Annotated in this window: 19 protein-coding genes; 8 read left to right on the top strand and 11 right to left on the bottom strand. The window is 71.3% G+C overall.

Features of this window, described 5'->3' with window-relative positions; all coding sequences use genetic code 11:
- The first annotated feature begins 35 nt into the window (after positions 1 to 35).
- Positions 36 to 968 carry a ketopantoate reductase family protein gene (locus tag R9Z33_RS21175; protein WP_318648561.1) on the top strand — a complete coding sequence of 311 codons (933 nt, stop codon included), beginning with the start codon at positions 36 to 38 and terminating at the stop codon, positions 966 to 968.
- On the opposite strand, the gene R9Z33_RS21170 is transcribed toward R9Z33_RS21175, so the two are convergent.
- The 4 genes from R9Z33_RS21170 to R9Z33_RS21155 are packed head-to-tail and all read right to left on the bottom strand — an operon-like array spanning position 952 to position 5,314.
- On the bottom strand, positions 952 to 2,286 hold the full coding sequence (locus R9Z33_RS21170; protein WP_318648560.1) for a class I adenylate-forming enzyme family protein: 1,335 nt from the start codon (positions 2,284 to 2,286) through the stop codon (positions 952 to 954). The two genes, R9Z33_RS21175 and R9Z33_RS21170, sit on opposite strands and share 17 nt — an antisense overlap.
- Positions 2,286 to 3,548, bottom strand: a complete 1,263-nt coding sequence (locus R9Z33_RS21165) for an acyl-CoA dehydrogenase family protein (protein WP_318648559.1) — start codon at positions 3,546 to 3,548, stop codon at positions 2,286 to 2,288. Before R9Z33_RS21165 ends, R9Z33_RS21170 begins: the two co-directional genes overlap by 1 nt.
- Before the next feature lie 12 nt (positions 3,549 to 3,560).
- Positions 3,561 to 4,283 carry an alpha/beta fold hydrolase gene (locus R9Z33_RS21160; RefSeq protein ID WP_318648558.1) on the bottom strand — a complete coding sequence of 241 codons (723 nt, stop codon included), beginning with the start codon at positions 4,281 to 4,283 and terminating at the stop codon, positions 3,561 to 3,563.
- Positions 4,280 to 5,314, bottom strand: a complete 1,035-nt coding sequence (locus tag R9Z33_RS21155) for a M29 family metallopeptidase (protein ID WP_318648557.1) — start codon at positions 5,312 to 5,314, stop codon at positions 4,280 to 4,282. The genes R9Z33_RS21160 and R9Z33_RS21155 overlap by 4 nt, the downstream gene beginning before the upstream one ends.
- A gap of 130 nt (positions 5,315 to 5,444) precedes the next feature.
- Here R9Z33_RS21155 and R9Z33_RS21150 point away from each other — a divergent pair, with 130 nt between their 5' ends.
- The 5 genes from R9Z33_RS21150 (at position 5,445) to R9Z33_RS21130 (ending at position 9,037) form a co-directional block, all read left to right on the top strand.
- The gene (locus R9Z33_RS21150; RefSeq protein ID WP_318648556.1) at positions 5,445 to 5,912 is read left to right on the top strand and encodes a MarR family winged helix-turn-helix transcriptional regulator; all 468 of its coding nucleotides are present in this window, start codon (positions 5,445 to 5,447) and stop codon (positions 5,910 to 5,912) included.
- Between the two features lie 138 nt (positions 5,913 to 6,050).
- Positions 6,051 to 7,007: an Hsp33 family molecular chaperone HslO gene (gene hslO, locus R9Z33_RS21145; RefSeq protein WP_318651683.1), complete on the top strand. Its 957-nt coding sequence runs from the start codon at positions 6,051 to 6,053 to the stop codon at positions 7,005 to 7,007.
- A 19-nt stretch (positions 7,008 to 7,026) separates the two neighbouring features.
- Positions 7,027 to 7,653, top strand: a complete 627-nt coding sequence (locus R9Z33_RS21140; RefSeq protein WP_318648555.1) for a hypothetical protein — start codon at positions 7,027 to 7,029, stop codon at positions 7,651 to 7,653.
- The gene (locus tag R9Z33_RS21135) at positions 7,650 to 8,039 is read left to right on the top strand and encodes a RidA family protein (RefSeq protein WP_318648554.1); all 390 of its coding nucleotides are present in this window, start codon (positions 7,650 to 7,652) and stop codon (positions 8,037 to 8,039) included. The genes R9Z33_RS21140 and R9Z33_RS21135 overlap by 4 nt, the downstream gene beginning before the upstream one ends.
- Before the next feature lie 14 nt (positions 8,040 to 8,053).
- Positions 8,054 to 9,037, top strand: coding sequence for a Bug family tripartite tricarboxylate transporter substrate binding protein (locus R9Z33_RS21130; RefSeq protein ID WP_318648553.1), 984 nt, complete (start codon positions 8,054 to 8,056; stop codon positions 9,035 to 9,037).
- Here the strand turns inward: R9Z33_RS21130 and R9Z33_RS21125 are convergent, their stop codons facing one another.
- From R9Z33_RS21125 to R9Z33_RS21110, 4 genes are all read right to left on the bottom strand, one after another.
- Complete coding sequence (locus tag R9Z33_RS21125; RefSeq protein ID WP_318648552.1) at positions 9,038 to 9,367, bottom strand: AzlD domain-containing protein; 330 nt, start codon at positions 9,365 to 9,367, stop codon at positions 9,038 to 9,040.
- The gene (locus tag R9Z33_RS21120) at positions 9,354 to 10,031 is read right to left on the bottom strand and encodes an AzlC family ABC transporter permease (protein ID WP_318648551.1); all 678 of its coding nucleotides are present in this window, start codon (positions 10,029 to 10,031) and stop codon (positions 9,354 to 9,356) included. The genes R9Z33_RS21125 and R9Z33_RS21120 overlap by 14 nt, the downstream gene beginning before the upstream one ends.
- A gap of 87 nt (positions 10,032 to 10,118) precedes the next feature.
- Positions 10,119 to 10,985 carry a TIGR01459 family HAD-type hydrolase gene (locus R9Z33_RS21115; protein WP_318648550.1) on the bottom strand — a complete coding sequence of 289 codons (867 nt, stop codon included), beginning with the start codon at positions 10,983 to 10,985 and terminating at the stop codon, positions 10,119 to 10,121.
- The gene (locus tag R9Z33_RS21110) at positions 10,982 to 12,028 is read right to left on the bottom strand and encodes a quinone-dependent dihydroorotate dehydrogenase (RefSeq protein WP_318648549.1); all 1,047 of its coding nucleotides are present in this window, start codon (positions 12,026 to 12,028) and stop codon (positions 10,982 to 10,984) included. Before R9Z33_RS21110 ends, R9Z33_RS21115 begins: the two co-directional genes overlap by 4 nt.
- A 104-nt stretch (positions 12,029 to 12,132) precedes the next feature.
- On the opposite strand from R9Z33_RS21110, the gene R9Z33_RS21105 reads away from it, so the two are divergent.
- On the top strand, positions 12,133 to 13,008 hold the full coding sequence (locus tag R9Z33_RS21105) for a DMT family transporter (RefSeq protein ID WP_318648548.1): 876 nt from the start codon (positions 12,133 to 12,135) through the stop codon (positions 13,006 to 13,008).
- Here R9Z33_RS21105 and R9Z33_RS21100 read toward each other — a convergent pair.
- From R9Z33_RS21100 to R9Z33_RS21090, 3 genes are read right to left on the bottom strand one after another with little or no spacing between them, the layout of a single operon-like run.
- Complete coding sequence (locus R9Z33_RS21100; RefSeq protein WP_318648547.1) at positions 12,981 to 13,337, bottom strand: DUF952 domain-containing protein; 357 nt, start codon at positions 13,335 to 13,337, stop codon at positions 12,981 to 12,983. The two genes, R9Z33_RS21105 and R9Z33_RS21100, sit on opposite strands and share 28 nt — an antisense overlap.
- A 12-nt stretch (positions 13,338 to 13,349) precedes the next feature.
- Positions 13,350 to 13,838: a cell wall hydrolase gene (locus R9Z33_RS21095; RefSeq protein WP_318648546.1), complete on the bottom strand. Its 489-nt coding sequence runs from the start codon at positions 13,836 to 13,838 to the stop codon at positions 13,350 to 13,352.
- Positions 13,835 to 14,143 (bottom strand): hypothetical protein, encoded by a 309-nt coding sequence (locus tag R9Z33_RS21090; RefSeq protein WP_318648545.1) that lies wholly within the window; start codon positions 14,141 to 14,143, stop codon positions 13,835 to 13,837. Before R9Z33_RS21090 ends, R9Z33_RS21095 begins: the two co-directional genes overlap by 4 nt.
- Before the next feature lie 64 nt (positions 14,144 to 14,207).
- Between R9Z33_RS21090 and R9Z33_RS21085 the strand changes: the two genes are divergently transcribed.
- A complete protein-coding gene (locus R9Z33_RS21085) occupies positions 14,208 to 14,426 on the top strand; it encodes a hypothetical protein (RefSeq protein WP_318648544.1) in 219 nt (72 codons plus the stop codon).

Below are 14,426 nucleotides of genomic sequence, written 5' to 3'. Positions count from 1 at the left end.
AACGCGCTTATGTCGCGGATGGAAAGGATTGTCGCATGCGGATGCTGGTGCTGGGGGCAGGGGCGCTGGGCGGCTATTTCGGCGGCAGGCTGGCCGAGGCCGGCGGCGACGTGACCTTCCTCGTCCGTCCGCGCCGCGCCGAGCGGCTGGCCGGCCAGGGCCTGATCCTCGAAAGCCCCTTTGGCGATGCGCGCCTGCCGGTGAAGACCGTGACGGCGGAGGCGCTCACGCCCGGCTGGGACGTGATCCTGCTCACCTGCAAGGCCTATGACCTGGAGGATGCGATGGCCAGCATCGCGCCCGCCATGGATGCGCGGACCGCGATCCTGCCCGTGCTGAACGGCCTCTCCCACATCGAGACCCTGCAGGCGCGCTTCGGCGTGGAGCGCGTGCTGGGCGGGCTGTGCAAGATCCAGGCGACGCTGACGCCCGATGGCGTGGTGAAGCAGCTGAACGACTGGCGCTGGCTGACCTTCGGCGAGGTGGCGGGCGGGATGAGCGCGCGCGTGGCGGCGATCGAGGCCGCCTTCGCCGGCGCGCGCGGGATGGAGGCGAAGGCCGTCTCCAACATCGCGCAGCGCATGTGGGAGAAGCTCGTGCATCTCGGGACCAGCGCCGTCGGCACCGTGCTGATGCGCGCCAATGTCGGCGAGATCGTCCGCGGCGGCGGCAGCGCCTGGCTGCAGGAGGTGCTGGCCCGCAACGCCGCCATCGCCGCGCATCACGGCCACCCGATGCCCGAGAGCTTCATGGCCGAATACCGTGCCCTCTTCAGCGAGCCGGGCAGCGCCTACGCCACCTCCATGCTGCGCGACATCGAAGCGGGCAACCGCATCGAGGGCGAGCATATCCTGGGCTTCCTGGCCGAGGCCGCGCGGCGCGCGGGGGTGGAGACGGCGATCCATGACGCGGCGGCGCTGCATGCCCGCGCCTATGAGCAGCGACGCGCGGCTAACCGCCTGCCGTAAGCGCCCGCAGCTTCTCCACCTGCACCTTGCCGAGCGCCGTGCGCGGCAGGGCGGGGACGCGCAGGATGGCGCGGGGGTGCTTGAAGCGCGCCAGCCTCGCCTCGAAGCGGGCGGTGATCGCCGCCTCGTTGAAGCCGGGTTCGGCCACGATCACGGCGACGGGCACCTCGCCCCAGCGCGGATCGGGCCGGCCGATGATGGCGTATTCGGTGAGGCCCGGCACCTCGGCCAGCACGCGCTCCAGCTCCGCCGGATAGATGTTCTCGCCGCCCGAGATGATCACCCGCTTGAGGCGGTCAGTGAACCAGAAGCGGCCCGCTTCGTCCTGCAGGCCGATATCGCCGGTGCGGAACCAGCCCTCATGCAGGGCCTCCGCCGTGGCATCGGGCCGCGCCCAATAGCCGGTCATGACATTGGCGCCGCGGATTTCGATCTCGCCCGGCGTGCCGCTTGGCGCTCCGGTGCCATCAGGCAGCACGATGCGCGCCTCGCAGAGCGGTGCCGCTGTGCCGATGGAGCCGGGCGCGGCCAGCGCCTCATCGCGCGTCTGCGCGATGGCGATAGGGCTCGTCTCCGTCATGCCATAGACCTGCTGCACGGGGATGCCGCGCGCGTGGAAGGCCTCGATCAGGGGCAGCGGCACCTCGGAGGAGCCGGCGCCGATGGCGCGCAGCGAGGAGAGGTCGGCGCTGGCCCAGCGCGGATGCCGCACCAGCGCCGTCATCACCGCCGGCACCAGCAGCGTCAGCGTGGGGCGCAGGCGCTCGACGGCGTCGAAGAAGCCCTCGGGGTCGAACTTTGGCAGCAGCGTGACGCGCGCCCCGGCGAGCAGCGCGGGCACCGTCTGGATGTTCAGCCCGCCCACATGAAACAGCGGCAGCACAGTCAGCACATGGTCCTCGGGCGTCAGCGCGAAGAGGCGCCGCGCATTCTCCGCATTGGCGTGCAGTGCCGCGCGGCTCAGCATCGCGCCCTTGGGCCGGCCCGTTGTGCCGGAGGTGTAGCCGATCAGCAGCGCGGCGCAGGGCGCGGGCGAGGGCATGGCATGCGGCGTGACGGCGCCCGATTCCGGCCCCTCGCGCAGTAAAGCGAGGCCGGCATCGGCCGCGATCCATTGGAGCTCCTCGGCCGCGAGGCGCCAGTTCAGCGGGACCAGCACGGCGCCGATGCGCTCGCAGGCGAAGAGGCAGGCAAGCATCCCGGGATCGTTCAACCCGATCCAGCCCACGCGGTCGCCCGCGCGGATGCCTTCGCCGCGCAGCAGCGCCTCCTCGGCCTCGATCAGCGGCGTGAGGGCAGGGAGGTCGAAGCCCTGCATCAATCCGCTTCGCCCTTCTCATAGAGCGCGTCGCGGCCGATGCGATCCACGCAGAGCTCGGCCGTCCAGGGCAGCATGAGGCTGCCACAGCGGCTGTCGCGGTAGATGCGTTCCAGGGGCAGCGTCTTCAGCATGGCCTGGCCGCCGCAGGTCCGGACCGCCTTGGCGGCCAGCGCATTGGCATTTTCCATCACCGTGTTCTGCGCGGCGAGCGCGCGCAGCATCTGCTCCTTGGACGGGTCGGGCCCGGCTTCGCTGATCGCCTGGAACCAGAGCGCCTTGGTCTGCTCCAGCATGATGCGCATCTCGGCGACGGCGATCTGCTTCGTGGGATACATGCGGCGCTTCACCGGCGGCGTGCCCGGCTGCTCGCCACGCAGGTAGCGCACGGTGAAGTCATAGGCGGCCTGGGCCAGTCCCATATAGGTGGGGGTCAGCGTCATGAACATGTGCGGCCAGCGCGAGGCGGCCTGGAAGTAGAGGCCGGGCGGCATCAGGGCCGCGCTCTCGGGCACGAAGACATCCTTGAAGATCAGGTTGCGGCTCACCGTGCCGCGCATGCCGAGTGGATCCCACTCGCCCTCGACCGAGACGCCCGGCGCATCCTTGGGGATGGCGAGGTAGAGCGTGTCCCGCCGCGAGAGCTTCGCCTCGCCCTGCACCTCGGTGCAGAGGATGCCGTAGCAATCGGCATGGCCGGAGAGCGAGGCGAAGATCTTCTTGCCATTGATGCGGAAGCCGCCCTCGACCGGCGTGGCCGTGGTGCCGAAGGCGACGGTCCCGGCCGCCGCCGCGCCGCCTTCGGAGAAGGGCTGCGAGAAGACGGCGCCGCGCTCCAGGATATTCGCGTAATGCAGCTTGCGGCGGTCATGGTGCAGGGCGCGCGTCGCGGCATCCATCTCCAGGTCATCGGTCAGCAGGCCGGTCCAGAGGGTGCTGCAGACATGCATGTTCCAGGTCAGGGCCGTGGCACCGCAGTACCGGCCGAATTCCGCCGCGGCCAGGCAATAGGCGCGGAAATCGGCGCCCATGCCGCCATCCGCGCGGGGGATGCAGATGCCGAGCCAGCCTTCGCGGCGCATGTCGTCGTAATTGTCCGTGGGGAAGCTCGCCTCGCGGTCCCAGCGGGCGGCGCGGGGGGCGAGGATGCGTGCGCCGAATTCGCGGGCGCGGGCGGTGAGTTCCGCCTCGAAGGGCGAGAGGCGGAAGCCGCGCGGGTCAAAGATCGGCGCATCGGCGGTCACGGGCAGCGGCATGTCCATGGGCGCTCTCCTTCAGCTCAGGAATTCGAGAAGGGCCGCGTGGAAGGCGCCGGGCGCTTCCAGCGGCAGAAGGTGGCCGGCACCGGGGATCACGATGATCCGCGCATCGGGCATGGCTTCGGCCATGCGGGCCATGCCGCGGGGCGGCGCGGTCTGGTCGGCTTCGCCCGCGATGAGCAGGGCGGGCTGCGTCACGCGCGGCAGGTCGGCGCGGCGGTCGAAGCCGGTGAGCACGGCGAGTGTCGCGCGATAGGCGGCCTCGTCCACGCTGCCCATGGCGGCCATGGCGGCGGGGGCCGCGCCCGGATCGGCGGCGGGGCCGAGCATGGCCGGGACCAGCGCGGCGGCCACGCCCGCCATGCCGATCCCCTCATCCAGCGGCTTTTGCCGCGCGGCGAGGAAGCTCTCGCGGAAGGCCGGATCGCGGCTGCCGAAGGCCGGCGAACTGGCCACGATGACAAGGCGCCGGACGCGCGATGGATGCCGCAGCGCGAGCTCGAGCGCGATCATCCCGCCCAGCGAATGGCCCACCACATCGGCCTCGGTGATGCCGGCGGCGTTGAGCTGCGCCACTGCCGCATCGGCCAAGGCTTCGAAGCTGGCGAGGGCCGGGCCCTTGCCGTCATAGCCCGGCATGTCCATGGCGATGACCGGGCGCGGGGCGAGGGCGGCCACACTCGGCGCCCAGAGCGCGGCGCGGCCACCGATGCCATGCAATAGCAGGGCGGGCGTCACAACAGCACACCTTCGCGCACCACATCCTCGCCATCGAGCGTGATGGTGGTGTTGAAGACCGGGATGTCGAAATGCCCTTCGGTGAAGCGCCCGGCGAATTCATTGGCGCCGGTGGAGAAGAGGAAATTGCCGGCCACCGCGCGCAGCTCGGTGCCGTTGGTGTCCTCGCGGTCGTAGAAGGCGAGCGCCTCGTAGCGCGCGGCGCGGTTCAGCCCCCAGCCGACATGGCTCACCGCATAGGCCGCGCGGTCGCCCCAGGCTTCGAGGTAGCGGCGCATCATCTCGGCATCGGCGCCCTTTCCCTCGATGCGGGTGATGTGGTCCTGCTCGATGGTGAGCGTGATCGGGCGTTCGATGTAGCGCTTGAAGGTGAGGTTCACGTCGCCCGCATCAAGCACGAGCCGCCCCTCGACCGAGCCTGCGCGGGGGAAGGCGACGAGGATGCCGCCCGGCCAATGGGCGATGGTGCCCGGCCGGTCCGTCCAGCCCCATACGCCGACGCTGGGTGCCCCCTCCATGTTTACGCGCAGATCCGTGCCGGCGGCGGAGGTGACCTGCATGCGCCTCGCTGCCCGGGCCCGCTTCACGGCGGCCTTGGCGATGGCTTCATCGGCATCGGTCGGCACCAGGCGCTCCAGCGCGTCCGGATGCTCGTTGCTGACCATCAGCACACGGCTCCCCGCGCCCAGGATCTGCTTGAGTTCGGGCGCGTGCAGCAGCCCTTCCACGGTGAGGTCCACGATGAAGGGGCAGGCGGCCAGCGCGGCCAGCGCCGCGGGATGGCCGGCGATGGCGCGCGATGCGCCGGTGGAACGAATCGGAACCGGAGCGGTCTGCGGCGGTGTCGGGAGAGACATCCGGATGAATCTGGCGCCGATTCGGGCCATCGCCGCCTCGGCCAGGGCGATGTTCAAGGGGCGGGACCGGCTTTCGGTCAGCAGGCAGGCCAGATCGCCCGGGGCCAGCTTGCAGCGGCGGAACACGGCCTCAAAGGCCGAGATCCAGGCGGGTTCGAGGGTCGGAAGCGACATCCGGATCTCCCATTTCGAGGGAGGTTATCACATGAATTTTCATATGTCAGGCATCCGTATTTCCCCGTAATTGCATGCCCGCGAAACCGGATGACACGGTTCAGAGACACTGAATGACTCCGAGGAAGACATGGAAGCGCCTGGGACAGAACGTTTTGTCGACGACTACCTGCTGTATCTGATGGCGCGCGCCTCACACGCGGTATCCTCGGAATTCCACGCGAAGCTGCGAAAGGAAGGCGTCTCCGTTCCGGTCTGGCGCGTGCTGGCCACCCTCTCGGGCAGCCCGGGCGAGACGGTGACGGGCCTGGCCGAGGCTTGCCTGCTGCAGCAGCCCACCATGACCAAGCTGCTGGACCGCATGGTGCGGGACGGCATCGTCAAGCGCATGCCGGATGCGCGGGACCGCCGCGTGGTCCGCATCCAGATGCTGCCGCGGGGCGAGCAGATGGTGAAGAACCTGCTGGTCGCGGCGAAGGCGCATGAGGCGGAGGTGCTGGCCCGCTTCCCGGCGATCGACCGCATGCAGCTCAAGCAGCTCCTGCGCGCCATGATGACCAAGCCGCCCAAGACGCGCCGCAGCGCGATGGCCGCGTGAGGCTGCCCTCGCCGGACCGGCTGGGCGGGATCATCCTGGTCCTGCTCGTCGTTTCGGCGCTGGTGCAGATCCTGGTGCTGGTGACGGGGTGAGCCCGGCGGCTGCTCCGGTCTGGTCTAATCCCCCGGGTCTGGTCTAATCCAGCTTGTGACCCAGCCGACACCCGACTTCCTCGATCATGATCGCCCGCCCGTGCCCGACCTCGTGGTCCCGCGCGGCGTGCTGCCCTTCCACCTCGACAACAAGCCGGTGCGTGGCCGCCTCGTGCGGCTCGGCCCACTGGCCGATGCGCTGCTGACGCGCCACGACAGCGCCGATGCGGTGACGCGCCTGCTGGGCGAGGCGATGGCGCTGACCGCCGGCCTCGCCGCCGCCCTCAAGTATCGCGGCAGCTTCTCGCTGCAGGCCAAGAGCGACGGCCCCGTCTCCATGCTGTTGGCCGATTGCACGGACCAGGGCGCGCTGCGCGGCTATGCCCGCGCCGATGCCGAGCGCCTGTCGCAATATGGCAAGAATGTCTCGGCCCGGGCCCTGCTCGGCCGCGGCTACCTCGCCTTTACCTGCGACCAGGGCGAGGACATGGAACGCTACCAGGGCATCGTCGCCATCGAGGGCGCGGACCTGGCCGAGATGACGGGCAACTACTTCGCCACCTCCGAGCAGCTGCGCAGCCATGTCCGCCTCGCCTGCGCCCGCACCGAGAAGGGCTGGCGGGCCAGCGCCTTCATCATGGAGCGCATCGCAAGCGAAGGCGGCACGGGCGAGCCGCTGGACGCCGAAGCGCAGGAGGAGGCCTGGCGCACCGCGCTCGTCCTCGCCGGCACGCTGACCGATGCCGAATTGCTGGATGACGCGCTGCCGCCCGAGACCCTGCTGCACCGCCTCTTCTCGCTGGAAGGGCTGGAGCTCGGCCAGGCGCGCGCGCTGGCCTATGGCTGCCGCTGCTCGCGCTCGCGCCTCGCGCAGGTGCTGGAAGGCTTCCCCGTGCCCGACCTCGATCACATGGCCGAGGCTGGTGTCATCACCATGACATGCGAATTCTGCAACTATGGCTTCCGCTTCGACCGCGAAGCGATTCGCGGAAAAGAGGCCTGAATCCCCGGGAGGATCCGCCATGCCGCATTCTCGGCGCACCCTGCTTCTGCTGCCCGTGACGCTCGCCGCCTGCGCCTCCACACCGCCCGCGCCGCAGGAGGACGGGCCGCCCATCGCCTATCGCCACCTCACGCAGATCCGTCTCGACGTGGCGCGGATCGACATCGAGGACCGCATGCCTGCCCCGGGGCCGAATGATGCCGGGCGCGACCTGCGGCCCACGCCGGCCGAGGCGGTGCGCATCATGGGCCAGGACCGCCTGGCGGCCTTCGGCACCGAGCACCGCGCGCGCTTCAGCGTGACCCGCGCGCAGATCGTCCGCAGCCGCAACCAGGGCGGCGGCGGCGTCTTCTCGAGCGATCCGGGCGAGCGCCTGCTCTGCCAGCTCACCGCGCGGGTGGACATCCTGGACGGCAATGACCGCCGCCTGGGCTTCGCCGAGGCCTCGGCCGAGCGGTCGCGCAGCATCGAGAGCACGGCGGCCGCGCGCCGCGCCGGAGCCGAGAGCCTGCTGCGCCAGACCATGTTCGACCTGAACACCGAGTTCGAGTTCCAGATCCGCCGCGCCCTGCGCCCCTATCTGGTGGACAATGCCGCGGCCGCGCCCCCGGCGCCCGTCGCCCGTGAGGAGTTGCCCCGCACATGATCACCTTCTCCAATCCCGAGGGCGTCGCCGCCCCTGCCTCGCGCTATTCGCATGCGGCGCTGGTCGAGGGGCCGGGGCGGCGCCTCGTGCTCTCGGGCCAGGTCGGCATCGCGCCGGATGGCAGCATCCCCGAGGACGGCGAAGCGCAGATCGCGCTGGCGCTGGCCAATCTCCGCACGCTGCTGGCTGCCCATGGCATGGGGCCCGCGAATATCGTGAAGCTCACCGTCTTCCTGACCGACACGGCGCTGATCGCGCCCTGGCGCCAGGCGCGCGATGCCGCGATGGAGGGCCATGCTCCCACCAGCACGCTGCTCATCGTGGCGGGCCTCGCCCATCCCCGCTTCCTCGTCGAGGTGGAGGCGGAAGCCTTCGCCAGCGCTTGAAAGGCCCATCGCGCATGATGCTGAACCGCCGCTCCCTCCTCGCCGCGCCCGCGCTGCTGCCGCTGGCCGCCGCAGCCCAGACGGGGGCGCAAGCCCCGTGGCAGCCCAGCCGGCAGCTCCGCATCATCGTGCCCTTCTCGCCAGGGGGCAGCACGGATGTGGGCGGGCGCATCATCGCCGAGCGGCTGAGCGAGACGCTGGGCCAGCCCGTGGTGGTCGAGAACCGCACCGGCGCCGGCGGCGCGGTGGGCGTGGAGGCCGCGGCGCGCAGCCCGGCCGATGGCTACACCATGCTGGTCGCCACCAATGGCGTGATGACGCAGGCGCCGCATCTGGGCCTGATGCGCGCCGTGGACGTGCGGCGGGAGCTGACCTACCTGTCCAAGATCTTCACGACCGACGTGATCGTGGTGATCCACCCCTCCATCCCGGCGCAGACGCTACAGGAATTCGTGGCTTATGTGCGGGCGCGGCCGGGGCAGCTCAGCTTCGCCACCTCGGGCGTCGGCTCGGGCACGCATATCTTCACCGAGCTCTTCATGGCGGTGACCGGCACGCAGATGGTGCATGTGCCCTATCGCGGCTCGGGCCAGGCCATGGCGGATCTCGTGAATGGCACGGTGCAGGTCATGCTGGACCAGCCGGCCTCCTCCATTGGCCAGGTGCGGGCGCGGGCGATCCGCGCGCTCGCCACCAGCGGCCCCGCGCGCATCGCCGTGCTGCCCGACCTGCCGACCTTCGCCGAGGCCGGCTTCGGCGAGGCCACGGTGCAGAGCTGGGGCAGCATCGCGGTGCCAACGGGCACGCCGCAGCCCGCGCAGGAGCGGCTGGCCGCCGCGGTGCGCGAGGCCGTCTCCAACCCGGGCGTGATCAGCCGGATGGCGGCGGCGGGGCTGGTCGCCGTCGGCAACACCCAGGCCGAGATGACGCAGTTCGCGGCGCAGGAATTCGACCGCTGGGGCCAGGTCATCCGCGCACGCAACATCCGCGTGGATTGATCATTCCAGCAGGCGAAGCCCGGCATCCAGGAGGGCGGTGGCGGACAGCCCCGCCATGAGCGGCGCCAGCATGCCGCCGCGCCAGGCGAGCCAGCCCAGCGCGACGGCGAGGCCCAGCAGCCGCGCCGGCAGCGCGATGCCGGCGAGCAGGCCCGAGGGTGCCAGGATCGCGACCGTGATGAAGGCGGCGAGTGTCGCAAGCGCCACCGAGGCCGCCCAGCGCACGAAGGGGTGATCGGGCCTGAGCCGCCCAGCCACCAGCAGCCCCGCCGCGCGCAGCAGCGCGCAGGCCAGGATCAGCAGGATCAGGGCAAGCTCAGCGCCGGCCACGCCGCTCCCCCCACAGGAAGGCCAGCGTGCCGCCGAGGATGCCCGCCACGAGCAGCCCCCAGGCGGCGGGCAGCAGCAGCGCCAGCGGCGCCGCGCAGCAGCCGGCGATCACGGCACGGCGGCCGGGTGGCACGCGCACCTCATGTGCCAGGATCAGCGTGAAATAGAGCGGGTTCACCAGAAGCATCAGCGCCAGCACCGGCCCTTGCAGCAGGGGGGCGATGGCGTGGCCGAGAATGGTCGCCGCCCCCGCCACCAGCCAGGAGGTCAGGCCGAAGCCCAGGAACCAGGGTAGGCGCTCCACCTCCGGCAGGCCGGGCAGGCGCCGCATCGCCATGGCCCAGGGGGTGACGGCGATGAAGGGCAACGCCCACCAGCGGCGCGGCCCGCCGCCCAGCCAGGGCGAAAGCGCGACCGCCATGGGCAGGAAGCGCGCATTGGCGGTGGCGGCGCCCAGCACCGCCGGAAGCGCGCCGCCCGGCAGGCCCACGGCTGCCACCAGCACCATCTGCCCCGGCATGCCATAGACCAGCAGCGCCGCCGCCAGCCCCCAGCCGAGGCCGAGCCCCGCCGCCTGCACGGCCGCGCCGAAGGCCAGGAAGGTGGCCGCCATGGCGAGCGCCGGCGCGCCCAGCGCCTCACGGCAGGCGGTGCGGAAGATCATGGGGGCGAGCCTGCCATCAGGCCCGACCCTTGCCGAGGGGAGGATGCCGCCTTTCGGCCATGCCGCCTCGACGCGGCACGGCCCAAGCTACCAGCGCAGGCTGCGGAGCGCGGCGACCGGCGCCTCGCCTTCCTCGGCCAGCACATGCGCGAGCAGTCCGGGCGAGGGGTCATGGCCATGGGCATCGGCGGTCAGGCCGGTCAGGGCCCAGAGGCTGTCGATTCCGGCGTGGCGGGCGCCCGCGAGGTCGGTGTGCGGCGTGTCGCCCACCGCCACCACGCGGCTCTTGTCGGTCATGCCCAGCAGATCCATCACCGGGCCATAGACGGCGGGGTCGGGCTTGCCGGCCTCGAAGACGTCGCCGCCCCATTCGAGATAGACATCGGCCAACGCGCCGGCGCAGAGCAGCCGCTCGCCCGCCACCATCACGGCACGGTCCGGGTTGACGCAGAGCATGGGCAGGCCGGCCTCGAAGCAGGCGCGCAGCTCGTCGCGATAGGGCTCGACGGATTTCGACTTCCGCTCGGGGTCGGGGCCGGTGTTCAGCAGGAAATCGGCGTCCTCGGGGCGGGCGACGAGTTCGGCCGCGCCATCCTCCACCACCGAGAGGTCGCGCTCCGGGCCGATATGGTAGGCGCGGCGACCGAGCTTGGCGAACCAGGGGAGCTTGCGTTCCTTCAGCCAGAGCCAGGAGCATTCGCCCGAGGACATGATGCCGGCATAGAGATCACGCTCGACGCCCATGCCGTCCAGCATGTTCTGGATGAACCAGCCGCGCCGCGGCGCATTGGTGAGGAAGACGACGCGCTTGCCGCGCGCCTTCAGCTCCGCCAGGCAGTCGAGCACGCCGGGATAGGGCTGCCGCCCGTCATGCACCACGCCCCAGAGATCCAGCACGTAGCCGTCATAGCGGTCGGCGATGGGGGCGAGGTGTTCGAGAATCTGCACGGTCATGCGCCGGTGCCTACCGCATCGGCGACATGGGCGAAACCGTCCCGGGCCAGGAGATCGGCCAGTTCGCGCTTGATGCGGCCGATCAGGGCGGGCCCGCCATAGGCGAAACCGCTGTAGAGCTGCACGAGCGAGGCGCCGGCCCGGATCTTGGCATAGGCCTGGGCGCCGGTCGCGACGCCGCCGGCGCCGATCAGCACCAGCCGCCCGGCGGCGATGCGATGCGCGCGGGCCAGCATCTCGGTGGAACGCTCGAAGAGCGGCGCGCCCGAAAGCCCGCCCGCCTCGCCCTTGTGCGCCGAGCGTAGCGTCTCTGGCCGCGCGATGGTGGTGTTGCTGATGATGAGGCCGGCCACGCCGCGCGTGACGCAGACCTCGATGATCGGGGTCAGCGCATCCTCCGCCAGGTCCGGCGCCAGCTTCACCAGAACGGGCTTGCCGAGCGCCGGGGGCGAGACGGCGTCGAGGATGGAGGCGAGGCGCGCCTCGCCCTGGAGATCGCGCAGGCCGGGGGTGTTGGGGGAGGAGATGTTGATCGTGACGTAGTCGGCGAGGGGGGCCACGGCGCGGCAGAGGGCGGGGTAGTCGCGCTCCGGGTCGGCGCCCTCCTTGTTCACGCCGACATTGGCGCCGAGCACGCCGGGCAGCGGGCGCGGCAGGTCGCGCAGGCGGGCCAGGTAGGAATCGAGGCCCGCATTGTTGAAGCCCATGCGGTTGATCACCGCCGCATCCTCGGTCAGCCGGAACAGGCGCGGGCGCGGGTTGCCGGCCTGGGGGCGGGGCGTGACGGTGCCCGCCTCGACGAAGCCGAAGCCCACCCGCAGCAGCGGCAGGATCGCCACCGCATCCTTGTCGAAGCCGGCGGCGAGGCCGATCGGGTTGCGGAAATCCAGGCCCAGCGCGCGGGTGGCGAGGCTCGGCGCATCGGTCGTGTCGTCGCGCCCGGCGAGGCCGAGGGCGAGCGCCTTGAGCGCCAGCCCATGCGCGGTTTCGGCATCGAGCCCCCGCATCAGGGGCATCAGGGCGGAAGCGAGGGAGGGGGTCATGCGCGCTGCATAGGGCGAAACCGGCCGGAACGAAATCCAGGCTGCGTTGACAGCGCCCCGCCGGAACGCGACACGGGATGCCACACACGGCAAAGGACAAGATGGTGCGCGGCCCGCTCCTGCTCATGGCAGGCATCGGCCTGTTCGGGCTGCTCGACGCCAACAGCAAGCTGCTGGCGGGCGATTTCTCGGCCGCCCAGGCGATCTTCCTGCGGCATGCGGTGCTGCTGGGACTGCTGATCGGGCTGCGCGGCGCCTTCGGCTGGCCGGGCGGGCCCCTGCGGACGGCGCATCCCTGGCTGCATGGCTTGCGCGCCTGCACCATGCTGACGGCCGGGCTCACCTTCTATGTCGCGGTGCGCTACCTCAGCCTGGCCGATGCCTACCTGATCTTCTTCACCGCGCCCTTCATGACGCTGATCCTGGCGCGCGTCTTCCTGAAGGAGCGCGTGCCGCGCGCGGCCTGGCTGTGGTCGGGCGTGGGGTTCTGCGGCGTGATGATCGCGCTGGCGCCGCAGCTGGGCGAGGGGGGCAGCCTCTACGGCTTCGCCTGCGCGCTGCTCGGCACCATCGCCTATGCGGCCAACATCACGCTGAACCGCAGCCTGCGGGCCGAGCCCGGGATCGCGCGGCTGGTGCTCTGGCCCTCGCTTTTCGGCGTACTGGCGACGGGGCCCTTCGCCGCCACCTATTGGGCGGCGCCGAGTGCCGTGGAATGGGCGCAGCTTCTGCTCAATGGCCTGCTTGCGGGCGGGGCGACCATCCTGCTGGCGCTGGCCTTGCGGCACAGCAGCCCCGCGCGCCTCGCTCCCTTCGAGTTCATCGCGCTGCCGCTTTCCGTCACGCTCGACCTCGTGGTCTTCGGCAATGCGCCGGGCATCGAGGTGATCCTGGGCGGGTTGGTGGTGGTGCTGGCCTGCGTGATGAGCGAGCGCGCCGTCTCACGCGCGCGTCAGGGGATCCCGCCCGGGAAGGCGTGACGGCCTTCGGCATCCAGCGGCACCGGGATGGCGCGGCGGATCGCGGAGAGTGGCAGCGGCGCGTAGAGATGCGGGAAGAGGCCCGGGCGGCTGCCGCCGGACGCCGGTTCCCATTTCAACGCATCGCCCAGGGTCGCCGCATCGGCCTCGATCATCCAGAGATCGGCCACGCCGGCGCGGTGCTTGGCGGCGCTGGCGCGGAGCTGGGCCGCGGTCGAGAAATGCAGGAAGCCGTCGCGGCGGTCATCGGCGCTGCCATGATAGGCGCCGGCGGCTTCCGCGGCGCGCCAATCGGCCTCGCGCACCAGGGTGTAGATCAGGGGTTCCATGTCCCCCGTCTATCACAGGCCCTCCAGCCGGTAGAAGGCGAGGCCGCCCGCCTCCAGCGTCGGCATGCGGCCGAGCGACCATCCGGGCTGGCGCAGCAGGTCATGCCAGAGCAGCGCGCCCCGCGTCGCATCCGGCAGGGCGCCGCGCAGCGCGCGGCCGGCGATGCGGCGGCAGACGGCGAGCGCGGCGTCACCCTCGATCGGCGCGGCGAAGAGCGCGTGCCGCTCATGCTGGGGGTGGCGCACCGGGAACTGGAAGGGCGCGCGCAGCACAGCGATGACGGCCCGCGGCAGCGTCTCGGGCGCCGCATCGCCGGCGAAGCGGGTGCGCGCCTCGGCGGTGGCGAGCGCGGCGTGGGCGCGGTTCAGCGCGAGGCAGGCCAGCGCCTCGATGGCGCGGACCGGGCGCTGGCCGGCTTCGGCATAGAGGATGCGGGCCAGCAGCTCCTCGGCGGCGGCCTGGGCGGCGAGGCGGGTGGGGGAGGGGGCCGTGGTGCTCACTTGTCGTTCTCCTGGTCGCGACGGATGTTTTCGAGCTTGTCTTCGATGCGGAGCAGTTGCTCGGAGAGCCGCCGGTCCACGTCGCGGATCAGCGAGAGCGGCACATAGGTCCGCGCCACTTCGAGCTTGAAGGCGGCGAGCTCGTCCCGCGTGCGGGCCAGGCCGTCATCATGGCGGGAGGTGCCCTTCTCGATCCGGCGATCCAGGTCGCGCTTGATGCCGAGCAGCAGCCAGTAGAGCCCGGCGATCACCGGCGCCTGGGCGGCATCCATCCACCACAGGGATGACGGGTTCATGGGATCCATGGGGAGCCTCCTTGCAGGCGGGCGCGCGCATCGCCACAACGGTTGCGCGCTGGAGAGATCGTGAATGTGGAATGAGCCGTATCTGGAAAGCTGCTGCCGCTCGGCCCTGCACCGGCTGACGCTGGTGGGGCCGCATGGCCGCCCGCCGGAGCTGAAGGACCAGCCCTGCCTGCTGCGCTTGCAGGGGATGGGCCTGGCCGAGCTGCGAGCGGATGGGCGTTTCGCGATCACCGCGCCGGGACGGGCGCGGCATGCGAGCGAGGTGCTGAAGCGCAGCGCCTGA

It is taken from the genome of Sediminicoccus rosea (assembly GCF_033547095.1).
Lineage (GTDB): Bacteria > Pseudomonadota > Alphaproteobacteria > Acetobacterales > Acetobacteraceae > Roseococcus > Roseococcus rosea.
The sequence above is the reverse complement of the archived record's forward strand: the minus strand, read 5'-3'. Positions and strand labels throughout refer to the sequence as shown.

Bases quoted from the DNA above. Each gene is read 5' to 3' on its own strand.
- R9Z33_RS21130 (WP_318648553.1), top strand. From the start codon at position 8,054: ATGATGCTGAACCGCCGCTCCCTCCTCGCCGCGCCCGCGCTGCTGCCG.
- R9Z33_RS21090 (WP_318648545.1), bottom strand. From the start codon at position 14,143: ATGGATCCCATGAACCCGTCATCCCTGTGGTGGATGGATGCCGCCCAG.
- R9Z33_RS21120 (WP_318648551.1), bottom strand. From the start codon at position 10,031: ATGATCTTCCGCACCGCCTGCCGTGAGGCGCTGGGCGCGCCGGCGCTC.
- R9Z33_RS21085 (WP_318648544.1), top strand. From the start codon at position 14,208: ATGTGGAATGAGCCGTATCTGGAAAGCTGCTGCCGCTCGGCCCTGCAC.
- R9Z33_RS21115 (WP_318648550.1), bottom strand. From the start codon at position 10,985: ATGACCGTGCAGATTCTCGAACACCTCGCCCCCATCGCCGACCGCTAT.
- R9Z33_RS21150 (WP_318648556.1), top strand. From the start codon at position 5,445: ATGGAAGCGCCTGGGACAGAACGTTTTGTCGACGACTACCTGCTGTAT.
- R9Z33_RS21135 (WP_318648554.1), top strand. From the start codon at position 7,650: ATGATCACCTTCTCCAATCCCGAGGGCGTCGCCGCCCCTGCCTCGCGC.
- R9Z33_RS21140 (WP_318648555.1), top strand. From the start codon at position 7,027: ATGCCGCATTCTCGGCGCACCCTGCTTCTGCTGCCCGTGACGCTCGCC.
- R9Z33_RS21100 (WP_318648547.1), bottom strand. From the start codon at position 13,337: ATGGAACCCCTGATCTACACCCTGGTGCGCGAGGCCGATTGGCGCGCC.
- R9Z33_RS21110 (WP_318648549.1), bottom strand. From the start codon at position 12,028: ATGACCCCCTCCCTCGCTTCCGCCCTGATGCCCCTGATGCGGGGGCTC.
- R9Z33_RS21165 (WP_318648559.1), bottom strand. From the start codon at position 3,548: ATGGACATGCCGCTGCCCGTGACCGCCGATGCGCCGATCTTTGACCCG.
- R9Z33_RS21170 (WP_318648560.1), bottom strand. From the start codon at position 2,286: ATGCAGGGCTTCGACCTCCCTGCCCTCACGCCGCTGATCGAGGCCGAG.
- R9Z33_RS21155 (WP_318648557.1), bottom strand. From the start codon at position 5,314: ATGTCGCTTCCGACCCTCGAACCCGCCTGGATCTCGGCCTTTGAGGCC.
- R9Z33_RS21175 (WP_318648561.1), top strand. From the start codon at position 36: ATGCGGATGCTGGTGCTGGGGGCAGGGGCGCTGGGCGGCTATTTCGGC.